Origin of the sequence: Rhodophyticola sp. CCM32 (genome assembly GCF_004751985.1) — a bacterium.
Taxonomy (GTDB): Bacteria; Pseudomonadota; Alphaproteobacteria; order Rhodobacterales; family Rhodobacteraceae; genus Rhodophyticola.
On sequence record NZ_CP038492.1, the window covers coordinates 3,123,521 to 3,145,065 of the forward strand.

General features: G+C 58.9%; 19 protein-coding genes, 1 tRNA gene and 5 pseudogenes. 10 read left to right on the top strand and 15 right to left on the bottom strand.

The genetic code is table 11. The annotated features are described in order from the left end of the window. Positions 1-17 precede the first annotated feature (17 nt). The 7 genes from E2K80_RS15215 to mutM form a co-directional block, all read right to left on the bottom strand. Complete coding sequence (locus E2K80_RS15215) at positions 18-644, bottom strand: LysE family translocator (protein ID WP_135375763.1); 627 nt, start codon at positions 642-644, stop codon at positions 18-20. Then, complete coding sequence (gene recF / locus E2K80_RS15220; RefSeq protein WP_135375764.1) at positions 641-1,741, bottom strand: DNA replication/repair protein RecF; 1,101 nt, start codon at positions 1,739-1,741, stop codon at positions 641-643. The genes E2K80_RS15215 and recF overlap by 4 nt, the downstream gene beginning before the upstream one ends. Positions 1,742-1,818: 77 nt before the next feature. Next, positions 1,819-2,937 (bottom strand): DNA polymerase III subunit beta, encoded by a 1,119-nt coding sequence (gene dnaN, locus E2K80_RS15225; RefSeq protein ID WP_135375765.1) that lies wholly within the window; start codon positions 2,935-2,937, stop codon positions 1,819-1,821. Between the two features lie 144 nt (positions 2,938-3,081). Continuing rightward, positions 3,082-4,482 carry a chromosomal replication initiator protein DnaA gene (gene dnaA / locus E2K80_RS15230; protein WP_135375766.1) on the bottom strand — a complete coding sequence of 467 codons (1,401 nt, stop codon included), beginning with the start codon at positions 4,480-4,482 and terminating at the stop codon, positions 3,082-3,084. Between the two features lie 676 nt (positions 4,483-5,158). Then, on the bottom strand, positions 5,159-5,425 hold the full coding sequence (gene rpsT / locus E2K80_RS15235; RefSeq protein WP_135375767.1) for a 30S ribosomal protein S20: 267 nt from the start codon (positions 5,423-5,425) through the stop codon (positions 5,159-5,161). Positions 5,426-5,663: 238 nt separating this feature from the next. Next, positions 5,664-6,440, bottom strand: coding sequence for an enoyl-CoA hydratase (locus E2K80_RS15240; RefSeq protein ID WP_135375768.1), 777 nt, complete (start codon positions 6,438-6,440; stop codon positions 5,664-5,666). Between the two features lie 66 nt (positions 6,441-6,506). Continuing rightward, entirely contained in the window at positions 6,507-7,370 is an 864-nt protein-coding gene (gene mutM / locus E2K80_RS15245; RefSeq protein WP_135375769.1) for a bifunctional DNA-formamidopyrimidine glycosylase/DNA-(apurinic or apyrimidinic site) lyase, read from the bottom strand. An 88-nt stretch (positions 7,371-7,458) separates the two neighbouring features. On the opposite strand from mutM, the gene ubiE reads away from it, so the two are divergent. Together ubiE and ubiB are read left to right on the top strand one after the other, a co-directional pair. Continuing rightward, positions 7,459-8,211 carry a bifunctional demethylmenaquinone methyltransferase/2-methoxy-6-polyprenyl-1,4-benzoquinol methylase UbiE gene (gene ubiE / locus E2K80_RS15250; RefSeq protein WP_135375770.1) on the top strand — a complete coding sequence of 251 codons (753 nt, stop codon included), beginning with the start codon at positions 7,459-7,461 and terminating at the stop codon, positions 8,209-8,211. A 3-nt stretch (positions 8,212-8,214) separates the two neighbouring features. Further along, positions 8,215-9,743: pseudogene (ubiB, locus tag E2K80_RS15255) on the top strand (2-polyprenylphenol 6-hydroxylase). A gap of 18 nt (positions 9,744-9,761) precedes the next feature. Here ubiB and E2K80_RS15260 read toward each other — a convergent pair. Next, positions 9,762-10,427, bottom strand: a complete 666-nt coding sequence (locus tag E2K80_RS15260) for a flagellar hook capping FlgD N-terminal domain-containing protein (RefSeq protein WP_135375771.1) — start codon at positions 10,425-10,427, stop codon at positions 9,762-9,764. A 30-nt stretch (positions 10,428-10,457) separates the two neighbouring features. Continuing rightward, complete coding sequence (gene fliK / locus E2K80_RS19185) at positions 10,458-11,222, bottom strand: flagellar hook-length control protein FliK (protein ID WP_168193216.1); 765 nt, start codon at positions 11,220-11,222, stop codon at positions 10,458-10,460. A gap of 1,622 nt (positions 11,223-12,844) precedes the next feature. Between fliK and E2K80_RS15275 the strand changes: the two genes are divergently transcribed. From E2K80_RS15275 to E2K80_RS20120, 6 genes and pseudogenes are all read left to right on the top strand, one after another. Continuing rightward, positions 12,845-13,198 (top strand): hypothetical protein, encoded by a 354-nt coding sequence (locus tag E2K80_RS15275; RefSeq protein WP_168193217.1) that lies wholly within the window; start codon positions 12,845-12,847, stop codon positions 13,196-13,198. Positions 13,199-13,582: 384 nt separating this feature from the next. After that, positions 13,583-15,148, top strand: coding sequence for a flagellin N-terminal helical domain-containing protein (locus tag E2K80_RS15280; protein ID WP_135375774.1), 1,566 nt, complete (start codon positions 13,583-13,585; stop codon positions 15,146-15,148). Positions 15,149-15,232: 84 nt separating this feature from the next. Beyond that, complete coding sequence (gene flaF, locus E2K80_RS15285) at positions 15,233-15,607, top strand: flagellar biosynthesis regulator FlaF (protein ID WP_238475559.1); 375 nt, start codon at positions 15,233-15,235, stop codon at positions 15,605-15,607. Further along, positions 15,604-16,008, top strand: coding sequence for a flagellar biosynthesis repressor FlbT (gene flbT / locus E2K80_RS15290; RefSeq protein WP_135375775.1), 405 nt, complete (start codon positions 15,604-15,606; stop codon positions 16,006-16,008). Before flaF ends, flbT begins: the two co-directional genes overlap by 4 nt. Next, positions 16,005-16,799 (top strand): DUF1217 domain-containing protein, encoded by a 795-nt coding sequence (locus tag E2K80_RS15295; protein ID WP_135375776.1) that lies wholly within the window; start codon positions 16,005-16,007, stop codon positions 16,797-16,799. The genes flbT and E2K80_RS15295 overlap by 4 nt, the downstream gene beginning before the upstream one ends. A 150-nt stretch (positions 16,800-16,949) precedes the next feature. Next, positions 16,950-17,086 (top strand): annotated as a pseudogene (locus tag E2K80_RS20120) (IS6 family transposase); the annotation flags it as partial. Here E2K80_RS20120 and E2K80_RS19670 read toward each other — a convergent pair. Next, positions 17,055-17,639, bottom strand: a pseudogene (locus tag E2K80_RS19670) (IS5 family transposase); the annotation flags it as partial. The pseudogenes E2K80_RS20120 and E2K80_RS19670 sit on opposite strands and share 32 nt — an antisense overlap. Before the next feature lie 320 nt (positions 17,640-17,959). After that, on the bottom strand, positions 17,960-18,466 hold the full coding sequence (locus E2K80_RS15315; protein WP_135375778.1) for a hypothetical protein: 507 nt from the start codon (positions 18,464-18,466) through the stop codon (positions 17,960-17,962). A 68-nt stretch (positions 18,467-18,534) separates the two neighbouring features. Between E2K80_RS15315 and E2K80_RS15320 the strand changes: the two are divergent. After that, positions 18,535-18,642: pseudogene (locus E2K80_RS15320) on the top strand (transposase); the annotation flags it as partial. Here E2K80_RS15320 and E2K80_RS19195 read toward each other — a convergent pair. Together E2K80_RS19195 and E2K80_RS15325 are read right to left on the bottom strand one after the other, a co-directional pair. Next, positions 18,632-18,820 (bottom strand): hypothetical protein, encoded by a 189-nt coding sequence (locus tag E2K80_RS19195; RefSeq protein WP_168193046.1) that lies wholly within the window; start codon positions 18,818-18,820, stop codon positions 18,632-18,634. The pseudogene E2K80_RS15320 and the gene E2K80_RS19195 overlap by 11 nt on opposite strands. 8 nt (positions 18,821-18,828) lie before the next feature. Continuing rightward, positions 18,829-19,122: a transposase gene (locus tag E2K80_RS15325; protein ID WP_135372336.1), complete on the bottom strand. Its 294-nt coding sequence runs from the start codon at positions 19,120-19,122 to the stop codon at positions 18,829-18,831. A gap of 85 nt (positions 19,123-19,207) precedes the next feature. Here E2K80_RS15325 and E2K80_RS15330 point away from each other — a divergent pair, with 85 nt between their 5' ends. Further along, the gene (locus E2K80_RS15330) at positions 19,208-19,987 is read left to right on the top strand and encodes a hypothetical protein (RefSeq protein WP_135375779.1); all 780 of its coding nucleotides are present in this window, start codon (positions 19,208-19,210) and stop codon (positions 19,985-19,987) included. Here the strand turns inward: E2K80_RS15330 and E2K80_RS15335 are convergent. Next, positions 19,950-20,758, bottom strand: a pseudogene (locus E2K80_RS15335) (IS5 family transposase). The gene E2K80_RS15330 and the pseudogene E2K80_RS15335 sit on opposite strands and share 38 nt — an antisense overlap. Before the next feature lie 657 nt (positions 20,759-21,415). After that, positions 21,416-21,491 (bottom strand) — tRNA-Lys (locus tag E2K80_RS15340). Positions 21,492-21,545 lie beyond the last annotated feature (54 nt).

Below are 21,545 nucleotides of genomic sequence, written 5' to 3' on the forward strand. Positions count from 1 at the left end.
CGCAGATGACACAAGATTTAGGGGTTGGTCAGGGCGATTGCCACAGCGACAGTCATAAGCAGCACACCGGCGACCTGATTGGTGCGTTTCAGCGCCCCGGGCGAGGCGATCAGCAGCCGGGCACGATCCACAAAGGCCGCGAAGGCAAAATTGCAAAGCAGGGGCACAATCACGGAAATCACCGCAATGGCAAGAATGTCGGGTGCGGTGATCGCCGTCAGATCAAAGAAACCCGGCAACATCCCCATGTAGAACAGCACGGCTTTCGGATTGGCGAGGATCGCGGCAAGCCCGGCAGCAAAACCTGCCCATTGCCCGGGCCGGTTCAGACGGCTGTCGGTGTCAATGCGTTTATCCGCATGGTAGATCAGAAGCAGGCCCATGGCTGCGAAAACCAGCACCGCCAGCCAGCGCAGCAGGTCCATCACCCAGGCATAGCTGCCGACAATCCAGGCCAGACCCAGGATCGCCAGAAGTGACCAGACCATATCACCGATTGCCACGCCCAGCATCAGCGGGATCGCCCCGCGTATGCCATGGCCAAGGGTGCGCGCGGTCAGCGCCAGCCAGACCGGCCCCGGCGTCACGAACAGGATGAAAAGCGCACCTGCATAAAGCGCGATCTGGGCGAGTGTAAGGCTCATGAGAAATGGATGGCGGAGACACCGCTGCGTTCAGTGACAGATATATGCTGCGCCCGGTCGCCCAGATCGGTGAACAGGTCGGCGCCTGTGCCGGTCAGCCAGGCCTGGGTGTCCAGCGCGCAGATCTCGTCGAACAGGGCCGCGCGGCGGCTGGCATCCAGATGGGCGGCGACCTCATCCAGCAGGACAAGGGGCGCGGTGCCGGTGTCTTCACGAAGCGCCCGGGCATTGGCGAGGATCAGCGAGATCAGCAGCGCCTTCTGCTCGCCGGTGGAACATTGCGCCGCCGGGGCGCCCTTGGCGGCATAGATACCGGCAATGTCACTGCGATGGGGGCCGATCAGGCTGCGCCCTGCCGCCAGATCGCGGGGGCGGGAGGCGGCAAAAGCCGCGGCGAAATCCCCGGCCGCGCGCAGGGCTTCGCCGCCTTCGGCTTCTCTCAGGGTCAGATCGGCGGTGGGAAACGCGGTTTGCGCACCCTGCTGGGCAGAGCTGATCCGGCTGAGCGCCGCATGGCGGTTGCCGGTGATTTTCGCCGCCGCATCAGACATTTGCACCTCGATCGCGTCATACCAATGGGCATCGCGCACCATGTCTTTCAGCAGCCGGTTACGCTCCCGCATGGCCTTGTCATAGGCCAGAACGGCCTCGGCATGGGCGGGGGTGAAGCTCATCGTCATCCGGTCGAAGAACCGCCGCCGCCCATCGGCCCCCTCGATCCAGAGCCGGTCCTGCGCCGGGACCAGCCAGACCATGGGCAGAATCCGGGCCAGCGCGGTTTGCGGCGCGGTTTTGCCGTCAATCTGCAGGGTTCTGGGCTGGCCCGTCTCGGCCCCGGTGGTCAGTTCATGGGTCAGATCACCGGCGATCCCGGCGCTGATTTTCCAGCCAAGGGATTCGGGTTTGCGGGCAATGTCATCGCCTGTGGCCCGGCGCAGACCGCGACCGGGTGACAGCAGGGAAACCGCCTCCAATATATTGGTTTTGCCTGCGCCATTGGGGCCGTAAAGCGCCAGAGGGCGGCCATCAAGCGCCAGATCCGCCCGTTTATGGGACCGGAAATGGGACAGGTGCAGATGGGTAAGAAAGACCTTCATCGCGGCATCCCATCAACGCGGGGAGGCGTTTTCTTCGAAGAAAACGGGGTGGGAAACGCGCGTTTTCCGGCGCGCTGTCACACGCGCATCGGCATGACGACATAGACGGCGGAACTGTCACCGCCTTCCTGCATCAGGGTCGGGTCGCCCGCGGAATTGAACAGGAACACGGCATTCTCACGATCGACCTGAGAGGCGATCTCCAGCAGGTATTTCGCGTTGAACCCGATCTCCAGTTTCTCATCGCCATAGGCCACGGCCAGTTCTTCCTCGGCATTGCCGCTGTCAGGGGCGTTGACCGACAGGATCAGGCGGTCTTCATCCAGTGCCAGTTTCACCGCGCGCGACCGTTCGGAAGATACGGTCGCCACCCGGTCCACGGCTTTGGCGAAATCACCGGCATCCACTTCCATCCTGCGGGTGTTGCCGGTGGGGATGACGCGGGAATAATCGGGGAAGGTACCGTCGATGACTTTCGAGGTCAGCGTGATCTCGGGCGTGGCAAAGCGAATCTTCGTCTCGGACACGGAAACCGCAATCTCAGCGTCATCATCTTCCAGCAGTTTGCGCAATTCGCCCACGGTTTTGCGGGGCACAATGACGCCGGGCAGCGCTTCGGCCCCATCTGGCAGGGTCGTATCGACGCGTGCAAGGCGGTGCCCATCGGTGGCAACCGCGCGCAGCACTTTGCCGGTTTCACCATCGGCCACATGGAAATAGACGCCGTTCAGATAATACCGCGTCTCTTCCGTCGAGATTGCGAATTTGGATTTGTCGAAAAGGCGGCGCAGATCCGGGGCCTTGGCCGAGAAATTCGCGGAATATTCCGTTGAGGTCATCACCGGGAAATCTTCCTTGGGCAGGGTCGCCAGCGAGAAGTTCGAGCGTCCGGCCTCCACCGTCAGCCGACCTGAAGCGCCATCATCACTCAGTTGCACCAGCGCCCCGTCAGGCAGCTTGCGCACGATCTCATGCAAGGTCACCGCGCTGACGGTTGTGGCGCCGGCCCGTTCAACCTGGGCGTTGATCTTGTCGACCACCTCGATATCCAGATCCGTGGCGCGGAAGGACACCGCATCGCCTTCGGCCTCGATCAGCACATTGGCCAGGATCGGGATGGTGTTGCGGCGTTCGACCACGGATTGCGCTTGGCTTACCGCGCTCAACAATGTGGCGCGTTCGATCGAGATTTTCATGCCCGGGCTCCGACAGATAACAGGGCGGTGAGAGTACCCCCTCCACCCGCAGGCTCAAGTGTTTTGTTGGAGTGTCGCGGTTCGGGCCGCCGCGTCAATGGGGTTCAGCGCGGTTTCGGCCCGATTTCCCGCGATTTTAGACGTTTACGCCTCCAGCATCCGGCGCAGCAGTTCCGCATCCTCGGCGATCTGGCTGTCCACCGTCATCAGTTCCTCGATCTTGCGGACACCATGCAGAATGGTGGTGTGATCGCGTCGGCCCAGTTTCAGCCCGATCTCGGGCAGGGAACGTGTGGTCAGTTTCTTGCAGAGATACATGGCCATCTGCCGGGGCCGCGCATTGTTGCGGGCGCGGCTGGGGCCGATCAGATCGGCCTGGCGGATATTGTAATGTTCGCAGACCTTCTTGAATATCTCATCCATCGTCACCTTGCGGTCGGTGGCGCGCAGGATATCACTCAGGCATTCCTGGGTCAGATCCATGGTGATTTCAGACCCGATAAGATCGGCAAAGGCGAACAGCCGGGTCAGCGCGCCTTCCAGCACGCGCACATTGGTGGAAATCCGATGGGCCACAAATTCCAGCACGCCGGGCGCGATATGCAGGTTGGGATAGCGTGCGCGATAGGTTTCGGCCTTGGTTTGCAGGATGCCAAGGCGCAGCTCATAATCCGTGGGATGCAGATCGACGACCAGGCCGCAGGCCAGACGTGAGGCGATGCGGTTGTCGAGGTCTTCCATATCCACCGGGGCGCGATCACCAGAGATGATGATCTGCTTGCCCATCTCGATCAAGGCGTTGAATGTGTGAAAGAATTCCTCTTGCGTGGAGTTCTTGCCCGCGATGAACTGAACATCATCAACCATCAGAACATCGACAGAGCGGAACATCTCTTTAAACCCGATTGTGTCCTTCTCGCGCAACGCGCGGACGAAACGATACATGAACTGTTCCGCCGAGACATAAAGGATGCGCAATTGTGGCTGGCGGGTCTGAAGCTCCCAGGCGATGGCGTGCATCAGATGGGTTTTGCCAAGGCCGACGCCGCCGTAAAGAAACAGCGGGTTGAACGAGACCGGGCCGCCTTCGGCCACGCGGCGTGCGGCGGCATGGGCCAGTTCATTCGGTTTGCCCACGACAAACGCATCAAATGTGAAATTCGGGTTCAATGTGGCGGCGGGCAGAGTGCTGCCCTTTCCATTGCCGCCTGAACGCCCGCCGCTGCCCAGATTGGCGGTTTCGGCCGGGCTCTGCATATCGGATGCCGGGGCGTTATTGGCGTTTCCGGCAGAGGCCATTGCGCTCGGGTCGACCTTGAATTCGATCCTGTCCGCGCCGATCCCGGCAGAGATCAGATGGCGCAGAATCACATCGCCGAAATTTTGAGACACCCAGGAGCCGATGAATTTCGCAGGCACAAGAAACCGTACAATGCCATCATCAAAACTGTGGAAGGTGATCGGTTCGATCCAGGCTGAAAAATTGTTTTTCCCGATCGACTTCATCAATTCGTTACGAACATGTCCCCAAATCTCGTCTGTCATCTTATACCCGTCTTTTTGTTATCCCGGACCAGTGCCAACCCAATCCGCAGGCGGCCTCTGTGAGGCGGCCCTGTTATAAGTTCTCCTGTGCTTCAGACGGTCTGCACCACAGCCCGGCGGCTACATATGCACTGCATATCATTGCCCCCTCGCCGGATCACTGCCAGCCATGGCAAATGCCACAGCAATACCGATGCAAGAAACCCTGCTCTGGCATGCACCCCCAGGTCAAAAGGACCGGGACACATGCCAACAGCGTTTCAACACAGTTCAGGTATCGAGACATTTCTGGCCCCAGGCCCCGGGTTTGCGACAGGCGCATCCCGGGCGTAGGGCAACATCTGAAACAGACCGAACGTGCCCGTTCGGGTGCTGTCCTTGATGTTGATAATCGCAAGCCGAAAAGCACATTCCTGCATCGTCAAGCCACTGCCAGGCGATGCACGACCCCGGTTCGCGCCTATCCGTTCTGTCCCCCCAGACAATCTGAATCACAAGGCTAAGCTAGCGGGAGTCCGGGAGGTCAGGCAACGTTTCTTCGTTCTTGACTCCGGCCAATTAAGGCAATCGAATCTCGATGAGGAATTTAGCGCCTTGATCCCACATCATATTTTGAATCGAAAAAAAATGCCTCGGCCGGAACACCTATAAAACAAGGACGGATCAAGACCCGTAATCAGGCGCCAAGAGCCTTCACACGGGAGGAAAGCCGCGACATTTTTCGGGCGACGGTGTTCTTGTGCAACACCCCCTTGGTCACGCCGCGCATCAGTTCAGGCTGTGCTTCGCGCAGGGCAGCCTGCGCCGCAGCCTGATCGCCGGACGCGATTGCTTCTTCGACTTTGCGCAGAGAGGTGCGGATGCGCGAACGGCGGGCTTTGTTGATGGCAAAGCGGCGCTCGTTCTGGCGGGCGCGTTTCTTGGATTGTGGCGAGTTGGCCATGTGTCAGGTCCCCTTCGGGTCAGATGAATATCGAACGCGTCATAAGACCTGCCACCGGGTTTGATAAACCGGACCACTCTGGCCAGGGCGGGCCTCACACGCATGTATCGGCGCCGCATACGGGATTCGTGCCCGGAAGGGAAGGGATTTTGCGCGTTTTGGGCACCTGGCCCCGGGACGGGCCGGATTACGCGCGTAATCCAGGTGGAAAACTGCAGTTTTCCGGCGCCCTTTCGGGTCACTTGTCGCGGAACTGCGCCTCGCGTTTTTCCAGAAACGCCGCCATGCCCTCTTTCTGGTCCTCGGTGGCAAACAACGCGTGGAACAGGCGCCGTTCAAACAACATGCCTTCGCGCAGGGTTGTCTCATAGCTGCGGTTCACCGCCTCTTTCACCGCCATCGCGGTCAGGGCGGATTTCTCGGCCACTTTGGTGGCCGCGCCCATGGTTTCCTCCATCAGCTTCTTGGCGGGCACCACGCGGCTGACGAGACCGGATTGTTCAGCTTCCTGTGCGGTCATGAACCGGCCGGTCAGATGCATGTCCATGGATTTCGATTTGCCGACAAAGCGGGTCAGCCGCTGGGTGCCGCCGATACCCGCCACAGTGCCCAGGTTAATCTCGGGCTGGCCGAATTTGGCGGTGTCGGCGGCGATGATGAAATCGCACATCATCGCCAGTTCACAGCCGCCGCCAAGCGCATAACCCGCCACGGCGGCGATGATCGGTTTGCGGCATTTCAGAAGCTGATCCACATCCTCCCCGAACAGGTCGCTGGTGAACGCCTCGACAAAGGTCTTCCCGGCCATCTCGGTGATATCGGCCCCGGCGGCAAAGGCCTTGTCCGATCCGGTCAGCACGACAACCCGGACCTTGTCATTCTGTTCGGCCGATTTCAGAGCTTTCGACAATTCTGCCAGCAACTGGCTGTTCAGCGCATTCATCGCATCGGGCCGGTTCAGCCTGATCAGCGCAATATGGTCTTCGATCTCGACGATCAGGGTCTCATAGGCCATGCGGTCGGGTGCCTTTGATTGTGGTCTCAAGCCGCTAGGGTTAGCAGTCTGATAGGCGGGTTCAAGCTATCTTTGGCATGACGCGCAGTAAAAGGAGGATCGGCCCGATTGCACAATCCGGCGGATTTCCCCACCACATCCGGGGGTTGGGCAGGTCTGGCCCGCGCGGTCATAGACCCGGAAATTATGTTGAAAATACCCCAATTCACCATTGGTCTGGCGGTGATCCCTGAGCGAAGAGCCCCCCGCCTCAATCGCCTCCGTGATCACCTCGCGGATCACCGGAACCAATGTTGCGATGCGCGGGGCAGAGATATTGCCCGCCAGACGTTTGGGGGACATACGGGCGCGGTGCAGGGCTTCGCAGACATATATATTGCCAAGGCCTGCGATGATGCGTTGATCCAGCAGGGCGGTTTTGATCGGTGTCCTGCGCCCTGCAAGACGCTGGGAAAGATAGGTTTCGTTGAAAGTGTTGCTCAACGGTTCAGGGCCAAGATTGGCAAGCAGCCAGTGATCTTCAACCGCTGCGGTCGGTGTCAGGTCCATCGCGCCGAAACGCCTTGCATCGTTGAATGTGATTCGCGCGCCGTTCGCCATGTCGATCACCACATGATCGTGTTTTTCGGGCGCCGGATGGGTATGGTGAAATTGCCCCTGCATGTCCCGGCCCGCCACACCCGAGATCAGCATGCGCCCGGACATGCCCAGATGGATGATCAGCGTTTCGCCTGTGTCCAGATCGGCCAGAATATATTTCGACCGGCGCCGCAGCGCGGTGACCACGGCACCGGTGAGACGCGCGCCCATATGGGCGGGCAGGGGCCAGCGCAGATCGGGGCGACGTGCCTCGGCCGATGCGATCTGCATCCCCTCCATCACCGGGGCCAACCCGCGACGCACTGTCTCGACCTCTGGAAGTTCGGGCAAAGCAGGCTTTCCTTGTTATGGCTGCGCGGTGTATCCGCTGCATGGGCTCTGCATTACAAGGGCACAAGGATCAGGAGGGCAAGGGCCCATGAGCGAGAATGACACCCGCACCACCCATTTCGGTTTCCAGACCGTGGATGAGGAGAAGAAAGCGGGCATGGTGCATGGCGTTTTCACCAATGTCGCCTCGCGGTATGATGTGATGAATGATGTGATGTCGGTCGGCATTCACCGGGTCTGGAAAGACGCGATGATGGATTGGCTGGCCCCCCGCGACGGGCAGAAGCTTCTGGATGTGGCGGGCGGCACCGGCGATATCGCGTTTCGGTTTCTCAAACGCGCGCCCGGGGCCGTGGCGACCGTGCTGGATATGACCGAATCAATGCTGACCGAAGGGCAGAAACGGGCCGAGGCCGCGCGCCTCGATGACAGGCTGGACTGGGTTGCGGGCGATGCGATGGCGCTGCCGTTCGAGGCCAACAGCTTCGATACCTACACGATCAGTTTCGGCATCCGGAACGTCACCCGCATTCCCGATGCGCTGGCCGAGGCGTTTCGCGTGCTGTGCCCCGGCGGGCGGTTGATGGTGCTGGAATTCAGCCAATTGCCCAATCAGGGGCTGCAAAAGCTTTACGATCTGTATTCCTTCAACGTGATCCCGCGCATGGGGCAGGTGATCGCCAATGATCGTGACAGCTATCAGTATCTGGTCGAATCGATCCGCAATTTCCCCGATCAGGACAGGTTCGCGGATCTGATCCGCGATGCCGGGTTCGGGCAGGTGAAATATCGCAATCTCAGTATGGGCATCGCCGCGCTGCATTCGGGGTGGAAGCTTTAACCCATGCGTGGTCCCCATAATATCTGGCGGGTGATCCGCACCGGTGCGACCTTTGAACGGACGGGTGCGATGCGTGTGGCGCTGGAGGCGGTTGATGCCCCCCGATCTTGCGTATCGCGGCGCGGGTTCTGGGCTGGCCGTTCAAATGGCTGGGCCTGAAGGGCGATATCAACCTGCCGCCGATCACCCGCGCGCTGACCGCCCTGGGGCCTGCCTATATCAAATTCGGGCAGATCCTCTCGACCCGGCCCGATGTGGTGGGCCCCGATCTGGCCACCCAGTTGCGGGTTTTGCAGGACAAACTGCCGCCATTTCCCACCGATCAGGCCAAAACCATTGTCGCCCATGAGCTGGAACACCCGCTGGAGGCGCTGTTTTCCGAATTTTCCGATGCGGTTGCCGCGGCCTCTATCGCGCAGGTCCACCGCGCGACCCTGGCCGAGACCGGGCAGGACGTGGCGGTGAAAGTGCTGCGCCCCGGGATTGAGCGGGCCTTTCGCAAGGATATTGACGCATTCTATCTGATCGCATGGCTGGTGGAGACCCTGTCATCGGCATCGCGCCGGTTGCGGCCCAAAGATGTGGTGATGCATTTCGAGGGGGTCGTGCTGCGGGAACTGGACCTGCGGATCGAAGCGGCGGCAGCCGGGGAATATGCCGCCAACACCATCGGGGATGAGGGGTTTCAGGTGCCGCCGGTGGAATGGTTCCTGTGTTCCCGTCAGGTGATGACCCTGGGCTGGGCCAGGGGCATCCCCTATGGCGAGGCCGAGGCGATTGGGGCCGCGGGCCATGACCGCAAGCTGCTGGCGGCGCGCACCCTGCAGATGTTTCTGACCCATGCGCTTCGGGACGGGTTTTTCCATGCGGATATGCATCAGGGCAATCTGAAGATCGGGCCGAACGGTGACCTTATCGCGCTTGATTTCGGGATCATGGGGCGGTTGGATGAATATACGCGCCGGGTCTATGCCGAGATTCTGATGGGCTTTATCCGCAGGGATTACCGGCGTGTCGCCGAAGTGCATTTTGAAGCGGGTTATGTGCCGGCGGACCGCGATATCGACGAGTTTGCGCAGGCGCTCCGCTCTGTCGGGGAACCGATTTTCGGCATGGATGCAAGCCGCATTTCCATGGCGCGTCTGCTGGCCTATCTGTTCGACGTGACCGAGCAGTTCGGGATGGAGACGCGGACCGAACTGATCTTGCTGCAACGCACCATGGTGGTGGTCGAGGGGGTCTCGCGCTCGCTGGACCCGAATATCAACATCTGGGATGTGGCCCGCCCCGTGGTCGAGGATTACATCACCCGCAGCATCGGGCCCAGGGCATTGATCTCGGACCTGATCAGAACCGCGCGGGTTCTGTCGCGCTTTGGCCCGCGCCTGCCGCAACTGGCCGAGGCCGCGCTTCTGGCGCAAAATCAGCCGCGACCGGAACCCGCGTCCTCGCGCTGGCCGGACCGGGCCCTGTTTGCCCTGGTCGGTGTTGCGGCAGGTGCCTTGCTGATGCTGCTTATCGGGTGGTTTTGATGTGACGGCCGCATCGGATCAGGGGTTGCGGATGCCCTGCACCTGATCGGCGCGGATATTGACGCCCCCGGCCATGATCAGCCAGGTTTCGCCATCGCGGATCAGCGCCTCTTCCACATCTGCATAGACCTGCACCGGCTGTTCCTCGATCAATATGTCATCGGCATAAGCCTCTGCCGTAAAGCTGTAGATGCCCTGGGGCATCGGGTTTCCATCGGCGTCGACCCCGGCCCAGGTGATTGTATCATCGCCGGGCGCAAAGGTAAGGCGCTGTATCTCGGCACCGTTTGCATCCCGTACCACCAGCGCCATCCGGTCGGCCCGGTCATCGGGTGTGATCACCAGATTGATCGGGGTGCCGGTGAAGGTGGCGGGCATTTCGGCGCGGGCCTCCATCCCCACCCATCCGCTAAGCTGGCCCATGTTCATCAGGTCCTGGCTGCTTTGTAGACTGGTCAGCAGATCATTGGTGCGGATCTGCTGTTCAACGCCCGAGAATGTGGCGAGCTGGGTGGCGAAATCGGTCGATTCGATCGGATTGAGCGGATCCTGGTTTTGCATCTGGGTGGTGAGCATGGTCAGGAAGGTCTGAAAATCCGACGTAAGCAGACGGTCATCTGATGCGGGATCCGGGGTGGGCTGGGGCCCGGTGCTGTTTGATTGCGCGGTTTGAACGGCGTCCATAATACGGTCTCCTTTCCGGGGTGGTTTGCTTTAAAGGCGCAGGTCCAGCGCGCCGTCATGGGTGCTGTGCCCGGGGCCGGTTACGGGCGCGGGGTCCTCCGGGGCAGGGGTTTTTGTACCCTGCTCCCCGGTGGTCGGGGAACCCGAGGCGGGATTGTCCTCGCGCTGTTGGAAGCTGAATGCGGTATCGCCAAGCCCGGCGCGGAAGAATTCCTGCGCCAACAGGTCTGCATGGCGGCGCATCAGGTCAAGCGTTTCGGGCCGGTCAGCGGTGATTGACAGGGCCATCACGCCATCAATCTGGTTGAAGACCATGCGCACGCGTCCCAGTTCCGGCGGGTCCAGTGCGATCTCTGTGGGGTGATCCAGGACCGGACGGCCTGCCTGGGGGTGCAGGGCCGCCGCCATCTGCGTCGCGGCACTTTGGGCAATGGTGGTTTGCGGGCCGGGGATCGTGCTGAGCGGCGCGGATGACCCGGGCGTATGAGAGAGGATCGAAGGATCGGCAAGAAGCTCTGTCAGCGGCAGGTCACTGCCCGCTGCAAGATGCCGGGCAAGCGGTTCCATGGATGGACCAAGTGGATTGGGCGATGCAGGCGCGCGGGGGGGCAGGGATGGCGGTGTCTGCACTGTGGCAATCGTCCCACGGGGCGCATGCATGGTGTCGAGTGCGATGGTCTGCACGGGGCTGACCGATGCCTGCGAGGGGCGTGCGGCCAGACCCTCAGGGGCGACCTTTGGGGATTGCTGCGGGATGGGTGGGGATATGTCTGACCCGCCAGGTTTGGTTTGCATCCCGGATGAACTGGATTGGGGGGCCTCTTCCTGCAGGCCAGAGGAGAGACGGACCGGTGCCGGCGTTTGAGCCAACGCGTCGCCCGGCCCTGCCGGCGGTGGCGGTGCAGATATGTTTCCGGAACTGGCGGTTGGTCTGGGCGATATAACTGGCGCGTCGCTGTTCATGTCGGGTGCGCCCGTGCCGTCCGGCGGGACCGATATGCCCTGTTGCGCAGACATCATCCTGTGCCTCTGTATCTGGAAAGCAGGGGCGGGTGATGCAGGCCTCAGCTCTGTCTGCTGTGGCACAGGGGTTTCCGGTTTGGCCTCGGCTGTCGCTTTCCGCGCCCCGGTGTCCCCCTGCGCCATCGCCTCAGATACTGGGAGGGATGCGTGGTGTTGCCGGGCGACTTCCCCTCTGTTCCATGCCGCGCCACTGTCAGGCCGGTTCTCGTGCGGCATGGGGGCAGGCGGGTTCGCGGTGATGTCCGGGGGGGATGCAGGCCCTGATGTTTCGGCCCTTGCAGGGAGGGGGCCTTGCGATTCCTGAGGTGATGAAGGGGCAAACGTTCGGCTTGCAGAGCCTGCATGTGCAGGGATCGGTTGTGCGTCACGCGTCGTGGGCGCGCGCGATGCATCCGTCTGCCCCAAAGGGGTATCCACTGCCGGGTCTGATGCCGAAGGCGCAACGGATATCTGCGTCACGGGCGCAGAAGGGGCACCCGTGATTTGGGGTGCCAGTGCCGCCTGCCCGCCTTCTGCCGATATCGGGTTTGCAATCTCTGTGCCGGTCTCACCGGTCCATTCCGTGATCGGGACAGTCAGCGCTGTTTCATCGCCCGGCATATCTGCGCGCATGGCGTCTTCGGATGAAAGGGGCAGGGCCGTGACCGGCAGATCCAGGGCGATTTCAGGCTCTGCTGCTTTGTCATCGGATTGACCCGGGGGCGTTTCACCCTCTGCCCCGGTCTGCTGCGGTAAGGACAGGGGCGCGATGGATGCAGGCCCCGCGACCTGCGGTGCCATGGCGATCTGCGACAGGGGGATGGGCCATAGACCGCTGGTGCCGGCCTGTGCCGCTGCTCCCGTCTTGCGGTTCTGAAACAGGGTTTCAAACCTTGTCCCGGTGTTGTCTGCGTCTGCAATCACCTCTCCCTCCCCGTGGGGGGAAACGGTCTGCATTGCGGCAAATATCTGTGCTGGTTGCATGTTCTATGCGGCCCATTGAAGTGATCACCTGCACCAAGCATCGCCTCCGGGCCTTACCAATTCTTTACCTCAACCGGTCATGATGCGGTCGAAATGTTTCGAATTGAGTGTATTGGCCATGAGCTCTGATGCGATCCCTGCCGCCCTTCCCGCCGCCCGCCCAAATGCGGCACCCGCGCCGGTATCTGCGGAGGATGAAGCCCGTTTGCGACAGGCCGCGCAGGAGCTTGAGGCGACATTCCTTGCCGAAATGCTGAAACAGGCGCGATTCGGCGAAGCACGGGGGGCGTTTGGCGGTGGTGCGGGCGAAGAACAATTCGCCTCGTTCCTGAGGCTGGAACATGCCCGGCAGATGGCCGCCGCCGGGGGATCGGGCTGGCCGAAAACCTGTTCCGGTCGCTTGTCGCGCGTGACCGGACCGGGGCAGGCGTATGAGCACCGCAGCCCCCCGTATGCGCAATATGACCCTGCTGTTGGAGCGTCAGGGGCAGGCATTGCGACAGGGGGATCTGTCGGCGGTGGCCAAACTCGGGCCTGTGCTTGAACATGCGTTCCAAACCCTTCTGCATGGCCGGCCCGCGCGCGGGGAGGATGAGACTGACCTGATCGCTTTGCGCGATGCTGCCCGACATAATGGCGCGTTGATTGCGGCGACGCTGGACGGGTTCAAATCGGCAAATGCCTTGCTGGCCCCGGCATCTGCCCGCAGTTTTACAGGCTATGACGCGCTTGGCCGATCCTCTGAAATCGGCACCGCGCGCCCATGTGTTGAACAGCGCAGCTAGAGCGAAATCGTTTTAATCTGCACCATCACTCATCGAAATTCGCGTTCGAGATCAGCAGTTTGCTGACCCGGAGGCAGAGAATTTTGATTCGGATTAAACGATTTCTGCTCTAATTCCACAGCCGCTTCCCGTCACGCGCGGATGAGATCGTGCGACGATGACTCAAATGCAAATCGAAAAGCCCTAAAATCCTTCGCAAAGAGCCTGAAAGCTTAGGAGCTTATTAGAGCTTTGCGACGAGTGTCGGGCACGCACCAGATGGTGGCGTGATCCGGGTATGGCCCGGGTTGCAAGCGTCAGAAAGACGTTCCGCATTGCCCGTGGGGGCGGTGACTGATCCCGGCGCAGAACCTGCGCCATGAATGCAAAAAGGAAGGGCAATACATGTCCAGTATTCTGACGAATAACAGCGCAATGGTGGCATTGCAGACCCTGAAACAGGTCAATTCGAACCTGCAGAATGTGCAGGGCGAAATCTCTACCGGTAAATCCGTCGGTTCTGCCAAGGATAATTCCGCGGTCTGGGCCATTTCGAAAGTCATGGAATCCGATGTGATGGGGTTCAAGGCAATCTCCGACAGCCTCAGCCTGGGGGAATCCACCGTTGCCGTGGCGCGGAACGCTTCGGAAAAAGTCACCGACCTGCTGACCGATATCAAAGGCAAGATCGTCGCATCTCAGGAAGAGAATGTGGATCGTGAAAAGATCCAGACTGATATCAAGGCCCTCAGGGGGCAGATCGGCTCGATTGTGGGGGCCGCGCAGTTCAACGGCCTCAATCTGGTGCAGGGCACCGATGACGTGAATATCCTTTCCTCGCTTGACCGCTCCGGTTCGGGCACGGTGACCGCGTCCAGCATCACGGTCAGCCGACAGGATCTGGGCACCAGCGCCGGAACCAATGGCGTCGGCAGCGGCGGCACCGATCTGTCCGGCCAAATTCTGGATGCGGCGGCGGGCTCGGCCTATTCGGGCGGCACCCTGTCGGCCACCGGCAATACCGCAGTGATCGAGTTTGCCCAGAGCGATGGTTGGGATGCGGGCGATTCGACGACAATCAGTATCGGCGGGCAGAGTGTCAGCTATACCTCCGCTGCGGCGGACCAGACCGAAACCAATGCCCGGGATGCCTTGTTGACAAGTCTTCAGGCCCTGGATCTGGAGAATGTGACATTCGCGTCAAACAGCACCAACCAGATTGTCGTCACCTCAACCCGGGCGTTTGAGGCGCTGGATGTTGCAATCACCGATTCTGTTTCAGGCGGGGATGGCAATACCTATATCCACACCATCAATGGCGCCGCGACGGGGAACACCACCACCGAAAGCGGGGCGATTGACCAGCGGGCGGAAGAGGTTTTCTTCACCACCGGGGCTGGCGTGGCAGAGGGCAACAGCTATCAGGCCTCGATCGGCGGGAAGGCATATTTTTACACAGCCGGTAAAAATGAAACCTTCGAAGATGTGGCCCGTGGCCTGAAAACCGCCGTCGACAGTGCCGGGATCGAGGGGATTTCCACCCAGGTGTCGATCAATGCCTCCACCGGTCAGGCCAGTCTGAAAATCGACAATAGCGGTTCGGACCAGGCGCTTGCAACGGCGGCCATGGATGGGGGCACCGCGTCGGGTGGTCTCTTCGGTCTGGACGCGATCGATGTGACCACAAATGGCGGGGCCAGTTCGGCACTGGCGAATATCGAGACGATGATCCAGTCCTCGATCGACTCGGCGGCTGCGTTCGGCTCGGCCCAAAGCCGGGTTGAAAACCAGTCTGATTTTGTCGGCTCTCTGATCGATTCGATGAAATCCGGGATCGGAACATTGGTCGATGCGGATATGGAGGAGGCTTCGGCCCGGTTGCAGGCATTGCAGGTGCAGCAGCAGCTGGCCACCCAGTCGCTTTCCATCGCCAATCAGGCGCCGCAGAGTATTCTGTCGCTGTTCCGGTAAACCTAGGCATCACCGGGGCCCGGACCGGCCCCGGTGACTTCCCCTGTTTCAAGATAATCCCGCCCCCGGGAAGGAGACATTTTCGTGAACAGCACCAACATGGCGCGCTCTGCCTATGGCCAGACCGGCACGCCCGTGCGCACAGATCGCAGCACCGAATACGCCATTTTCGAGCAGATCACCGCCCGCCTGACCCAGGCGGCCAAACCCGGTGCCGCCATCGGGCAAATGGCCGCCGCGATCCATGAAAACCGCCAGCTCTGGACGATACTGGCCTCGGATGTGGCAGGTACTGACAATGCATTGCCACAGGCGTTGCGGGCGCAGATTCTGTATCTCTGTGAATTTACCGGCCTTCATAGCCGCAAGGTTCTGAATGCCGGTGCCTCGCCAGCGCCTCTGATCGACATCAACACTGCCGTGATGCGCGGCTTGCGCGGTGAGGCGCAGGCAGCATGAGCGGTCTGGTTCTGAAACTCAGCCCGAAAGAACGGGTGCTGATCAACGGGGCCGTGATCGAGAATGGGGATCGCCGGTCGCGCCTGTCGATCATCACCCCCAATGCGCATATCCTGCGGCTGCGCGATGCGCTTCACCCGGATGAGGTTACCACACCCGTGCGCCGGGTCTGCTATATTGCGCAGCTTGTCCTGTCGGGGGATGCGGAATTCGAAGACGCCAAACCGCAGATTCTGCGCGGGATGGAGCAGTTGAGCCGGGTTTTTACAGACACTGACAGCCGGGCGCAACTGGCCACAGCCACCGATCATCTGGTCAATGGCCAGACCTATCAGGCGCTGAAATCCCTGCGCAGCCTGCTGCCGCGCGAAGACCGGTATCTGGCGACGGCCCGGACATGAATTTTCAACCTTTTGTTCCCTCCAGCGGATATTCCGGCTGGACCTTCCTGACCCGCACGATGGCCGAGCAATCGGCGGCATTTTCCAGATCGCCTGCGCTTGATCGCGATATGCAATATTTCCGCGAGAATATCGGGGCGGTGACAAACAGCGAAGATCTTGTAAAAGATTATCGGTTGTTGCGCGTGGCACTGGGGGCGTTCGGCCTGCAGGATGATGTGCCCAACAAAGCCTTCATCAGGAAGGTTCTGGATGATGGCGTTCTGGCCGATGATGCTTTGGCCAACCGTCTGACCGACAAGCGTTATCATGCGTTTTCCGAGGCGTTTGGTTTTGGCACATCCCTGCCCGCGAAAACCGGGTTCCCGGGATTTGCCAATAAAATCCTCGCCGGGTTTGAACGGCAGGAATTTGAACTGGCCATCGGTGTCGAGAATGAGGATATGCGCCTGGCCCTGAGCGCAGAGCGGGAATTGCCCGAACTTGCAGCCCGCAACATATCAAATGACGCGGCCTGGTTTACGGTTCTGGGCAATCCGCCCCTGCGCCGGGTGTTTGAAACCGCACTGGGCCTGCCCTCGGGGATTGGGACGCTTGATCTTGACCAGCAATTGACCAATTTCAAGGACCGGTCCGAGGCGGTTCTGGGCAGTTCAGACCTGTCGCGGTTCAACGACCGGTTCGAGGTGGAGGCGTTGATCCAGGCCTTTACCAGCCGGGCGCAGATCGCCAGCCTGGGCGGTGTAAGCTCCCCGGCGGCGGTCGCGTTGAGTTTGCTGCAAAACGCCTGATGCGTTTCGATTGGGACTGTTGCATTAAACGGCTCTTTTGGTCATGTTTTGGCATTTAAAGTCTTTCGAGTTTTCATTGAGACATGATCATCGCCTTTCGCGTTCGACCGAAGGGAGAGGCCGCGAACAAGCGATTCAATAATGTTGGTTATGCCGCGCAAATCTCCGTTTAAACATCATCGTTTCCCGCGGGACATCATTCTTTGCGCCGTTCGTTGGTTTTGCGGTATCCTCTGTCATATCAGGATGTGGTTGATCTGCTCGCAGAACGTGGCATCGACGTTGATTGATCGACAGTATCAGGGCGCTGCGATAGGCGTCACTGTCATAGCCTTTGTCGCCGATCAGCTCGGATGCGGTTGGCAGATCAGGCAGCAGGGTCGCAGCGCCTTTGTGATCGCTCTGTTGTCCTTCCGTCAAAAGCAGGCGCACCGGACGACCCGAACCATCGCAAACCGCATGCAATTTCGAGTTCAAACCGCCTTTTGTACGCCCGATAGCCCGGGGAACATCCCCCCTTTGAGCAGGCTGGATGCCGTGCGGTGTGCCTTGAGCTGGGTGGCATCAATCATCAGCCGGTCAGGTGGTCCACCTTCGGCCGTCAGTGCCGTGAATATCCGGTCGAACACACCCATCCGTGACCAGCGTGAACCTGTTATACAAGGTTTTATGCGGCCCATAGACGGAAGGCGTATCCCGCCAGCGCAACCCGTTGCGGATGACATGGATGATGCCGCTGATCACCTTATGGTCATCACCCCGGGGCACCCCGTGCGGCAACGCAAAGAACCCGGAAATCCGCGTCAACTGATCTTCACTGAGCCAAAACTGATCTGACATACTGCACTCCTGACATTGGAGGGCAATGAGGCAAACTATTGGGAATAGTCCAAGAAATGAATAGGTCACGATCAGAGTGCAGAACAAAGCTTGATCGGTCTCTCTCTCGAGGGGCAGCTGTGTCTGTCGGAAATTACAGGCGGACTTTCGCGAATCTGATAATTCAATTATGTTTGTAGCATCAAAATCCAAACAAACGTCGACATCCAGACTTCTACTTCATTTCCATTGCTATTTTTGAGGGTTTGTCGATCGGTCGGAAAGAACAACGGATTGCTCCTGATCCTGTTTCTTCAACCCGCCAGCCTCAAAATGACCGATCAGTCGTACTGTTTAAAATACAGCAATTCGATCTCTCGTAGGGTATCGTCCAATGGCAGGTCACTCGTCCGCGTTTCCACTTCGTCGCTGCCTTCGCGCTCCAGCGTGATGACGTAGTGGGACGGTAACGGACTGAGCACGCAGCCGGGTTTCATCATGTGGTGATGCCATTTCTCTCCCTTCGCAAACGCTTCGGCGGCGGACTTGACGATCGGTTGATCTTTGGCATCTCCGGTGCTGCAATCTGAATTGAGGATAGAGTTGCCATGCAGCAGTTGCACCAGTTCGTGACACTCCTTGGTGAAGGGCTGATCGGAAAAGGCGCAATAGGTTTCCGCCGCATCTGTATCCTCGACGACGAAGCAGTGGCCCTCGGGACGCGGATTGAACCGGCAGCCGGGATGGAGCGCATGGATATGCCAAGCCCGCCCTGCCGCGGCGATGGCTCTAGATATCTCCACCGCCTTTTCGCGCGTCACTTCGACGAAGGCAAACTCCGCGGTCATGATTGACCTGCTCCCCTGAAATGTCCTCGGTTTGAGGTTAGCCTGTTCTCCACCTGAGGAGACAGACGATGAAGAGAAGCCGTTTCAGCGAAGAACAGATCATTGGTATCTTGAAGGAACATCAAGCCGGGCTTGGCGCAAAGGAATTGTGCCGCAAGCATGGGATCAGCGATGCCAGGTCATTTGGCGAACACCAAAGAACGGCGTTTCCAGGAACTGCTCGTCGATCTGGCGCATCAACATCAGGTTCATCGCCGTCTCGCCTTTGGGCTGGTAGTAAAACGACGACCGCGAGATCGACAGCAGATTGCACTGCTTGCCAATCGACAAATTGGGATTGTCCTTCTCGACCATGCCGCGCCTCACTTCAGGCCCCAGGGCTTGAGCTTTCGTGACAAAAAATCGTTGGCCACCGCCCGCTCCCCAATCTTTGCGTGCAGCTCTTTGACCTGTTCTTCGTCGATCTCTGGGGCTTTCTTTCCACCCCGCTCAAACACGCCTGACGCGCCTTCCAACAGCGCCCGCTTCCAACTGTGGATCATCGTGGGATGGACGCCAAACTGGCTCGACAGCTCAGCAACAGTGCGTTCCCCCTTCAAAGCTTCAAGCGCAACTTTCGCCTTGAACTCAGCGCTGTGGTTCTTCCGTTTCGACATCTCTGATCTCCTCTTCGTCGGAGATCAGCAGACAGCAAATCATAGCTTACGTCAGTGTCCAAATTTCGGGGGGTAGCTCAAATTGATGCCGTTTATCGAGTCTGGTGTCATCAATTTTATTCCTGACCCATGTACTTTTGATCAACACTTAAGAGAGCAAATGTTCTCACTTTCACGGCAGCGTAACGCAGGCGAAGAACACAACATAGATGACGATCTACGCTCAAAATGGGCACAAATGGATGATATGCGCAGGTCGATCAGAACGATGCCCAAAAGCTTCAGGCGGTCAAACATAATAGATGCGATACCGGACATCGACGACGCTGGAATAGACAGGCTTCTAGAGCATATTGCTAGGGAAAATGAAGCCGATCCGCTTGCCATAATTAAGGATCATGAGGACAAGTCCGAAACAGGCAACGGGCAATTGTTGATGCTAAACATGTCACCGAATTTTGAGATGACCTTGTATCTGGCCCAGATAACTGGCGCATTTATAGTTACCGATAGCTTGTTCCGATGGCGAGAACTCCAAAAGGCCCAACGGCGCGATCTTGGCATTGTTATCCCTAAGACTGCCGTATTGACGAAGCTATTCGAACAGGCAGAACACCGTTTTGTACTAAATTCACCACAAGCTGCAGATCTTGCATTCAGTGGTGACTTCAAAGGGTACCGAGACTTCAGTCAAGAGCTCTACAAGTTCGCGATCTCTGGAGGAGGAGAGGATAAGGTTGCGAGCCTCGCTCATAAGTTCACTGAAGCCACGGAGGCAACCTTCGACCGCATAGCTCAAGAAGGTATGTTGAACTTTGTTGGAAGGATTAGGCAGCGGACTCATAAAACTGGCACCATAGCCTGACGGATGCGAGTTTGATCATCGCCAAGAAGTTGGCAGATGTCTTTTCGTATCGGGTGGCTATACGGCGGAAGGAAGCTTTGAGGCGGCCAAAGAACCGCTCGATCTTGTTGCGCTCGCGATAGATATCGACGTCGAACTCGGCGGGCAGTTTGCGGTTGGATTTGGACGGGATGACGTCGATGGCGCCCTGTTCCCAGATCATCTTGCGGATCGAATCCGCGTCATATGCCTTGTCAGCCAGAACGTATTGGCCAGGTTGCAGCCCGTCCAAAAGCTGTTCGCATGGGGGTGCATCGTGGGCTTGGCCCGGCGTCAGTTCATAGCGGATCGGCAACCCGTCCTGATTGGTAAGTGCATGTATTTTCGTGGTTAACCCACCCCGCGACCGGCCCATGCAACGACGCGGGTCGTTTTTTTGAGCGTCGCTGCAGAATGGTGAACCCGAACCGATGTGCCATCCACCATCACGGTGTCGATATTGTGCGCATCGGCGACCGCCTCCATTACCCGATCCCAAATGCCCGCATAAGTCCATCGGTTGAAACGGTTGTAGATCGTTGTGTAGGGGCCGTATTGATCGGGCAAATCGCGCCACGGGATGCCTGTGCGCAAGACATAGAAGATGCCATTGATCACACGCCGATCATCGACACGCTTAACCCCTCGGCTGTTATTTGGGAGCACTGCTTTGATGAACTCCCACTCCAAATCGCTCAAATCTGACCGCGCCATTCCACTGCTCCGCATATTGTCTTGCGGGAAATGAATCATAACAGGCTGGAAACGTGAAGCTCTTTGTAAGTACGCTGCCTAGTTGTTTACTCCCCCATGGAGGTATCTCGCACAAAAATACCCATCGAATGCTTCTTACTGCTGGGCACGACTTGTATACCGAATTTGTACCAATGGCATTCTATATGGCACGCCAGGACATCGAAGTTTACAAATTTCAGGATTGAAAACGGCTGGCTGTTTTGGGGATGCCGTTTGCCTACCAAGGAGGCCAACATTCGATTGCCACGGAATCAGCTTTGGTCGTCATTTGCTGCGAACACAGTGACTATCGGGTGTGTTCGGGACAATTATCAGAAACTCGCAAACAGGTATCCTAGACAACTCGAAAGGGCACCAAATTGAAGTAAATGCACGAAGTTGCGTTCTTATCCGCCAAAAGTTACGATTCACGCCGGACGGCATACACAGGAAAGCTGGCTGGGGTGGTAGGATTCGAACCCACAGTACATCCTATCAAAAAGCGTTGCCTTACCAACTCAACGGTCCACCGAGATTGTCTCCGCTAGCCCAAAGCGACGAGTCATCTCGATTTCAGTATCAAATTGGTGTGGAAAATTGACCAAACCGGCAGATCAGTAAGCTTATGCTCCAAATCTGCACTCTTATGGTCTACTGACAAAAACCTGAAAATATTGGTGAGCCCTGCAGGATTCGAACCTGCGACCCACTGATTAAAAGTCAGTTGCTCTACCAACTGAGCTAAGGGCCCACACGAAGCGACTACCTAGAAAGGCAGGGCCAAGCCGTCAAGCGGAAATCCGGG

What these genes read in the sequence shown, in the direction of transcription:
- E2K80_RS15215 (WP_135375763.1), bottom strand. Translation starts at nt 644, where the DNA reads ATGAGCCTTACACTCGCCCAGATCGCGCTTTATGCAGGTGCGCTTTTC.
- recF (WP_135375764.1), bottom strand. Translation starts at nt 1,741, where the DNA reads ATGAAGGTCTTTCTTACCCATCTGCACCTGTCCCATTTCCGGTCCCAT.
- dnaN (WP_135375765.1), bottom strand. Translation starts at nt 2,937, where the DNA reads ATGAAAATCTCGATCGAACGCGCCACATTGTTGAGCGCGGTAAGCCAA.
- dnaA (WP_135375766.1), bottom strand. Translation starts at nt 4,482, where the DNA reads ATGACAGACGAGATTTGGGGACATGTTCGTAACGAATTGATGAAGTCG.
- rpsT (WP_135375767.1), bottom strand. Translation starts at nt 5,425, where the DNA reads ATGGCCAACTCGCCACAATCCAAGAAACGCGCCCGCCAGAACGAGCGC.
- E2K80_RS15240 (WP_135375768.1), bottom strand. Translation starts at nt 6,440, where the DNA reads ATGGCCTATGAGACCCTGATCGTCGAGATCGAAGACCATATTGCGCTG.
- ubiE (WP_135375770.1), top strand. Translation starts at nt 7,459, where the DNA reads ATGAGCGAGAATGACACCCGCACCACCCATTTCGGTTTCCAGACCGTG.
- E2K80_RS15260 (WP_135375771.1), bottom strand. Translation starts at nt 10,427, where the DNA reads ATGGACGCCGTTCAAACCGCGCAATCAAACAGCACCGGGCCCCAGCCC.
- fliK (WP_168193216.1), bottom strand. Translation starts at nt 11,222, where the DNA reads ATGCAAACCAAACCTGGCGGGTCAGACATATCCCCACCCATCCCGCAG.
- E2K80_RS15275 (WP_168193217.1), top strand. Translation starts at nt 12,845, where the DNA reads ATGAGCACCGCAGCCCCCCGTATGCGCAATATGACCCTGCTGTTGGAG.
- E2K80_RS15280 (WP_135375774.1), top strand. Translation starts at nt 13,583, where the DNA reads ATGTCCAGTATTCTGACGAATAACAGCGCAATGGTGGCATTGCAGACC.
- flbT (WP_135375775.1), top strand. Translation starts at nt 15,604, where the DNA reads ATGAGCGGTCTGGTTCTGAAACTCAGCCCGAAAGAACGGGTGCTGATC.
- E2K80_RS15295 (WP_135375776.1), top strand. Translation starts at nt 16,005, where the DNA reads ATGAATTTTCAACCTTTTGTTCCCTCCAGCGGATATTCCGGCTGGACC.
- E2K80_RS15315 (WP_135375778.1), bottom strand. Translation starts at nt 18,466, where the DNA reads ATGACCGCGGAGTTTGCCTTCGTCGAAGTGACGCGCGAAAAGGCGGTG.
- E2K80_RS19195 (WP_168193046.1), bottom strand. Translation starts at nt 18,820, where the DNA reads ATGGTCGAGAAGGACAATCCCAATTTGTCGATTGGCAAGCAGTGCAAT.
- E2K80_RS15325 (WP_135372336.1), bottom strand. Translation starts at nt 19,122, where the DNA reads ATGTCGAAACGGAAGAACCACAGCGCTGAGTTCAAGGCGAAAGTTGCG.
- E2K80_RS15330 (WP_135375779.1), top strand. Translation starts at nt 19,208, where the DNA reads ATGCCGTTTATCGAGTCTGGTGTCATCAATTTTATTCCTGACCCATGT.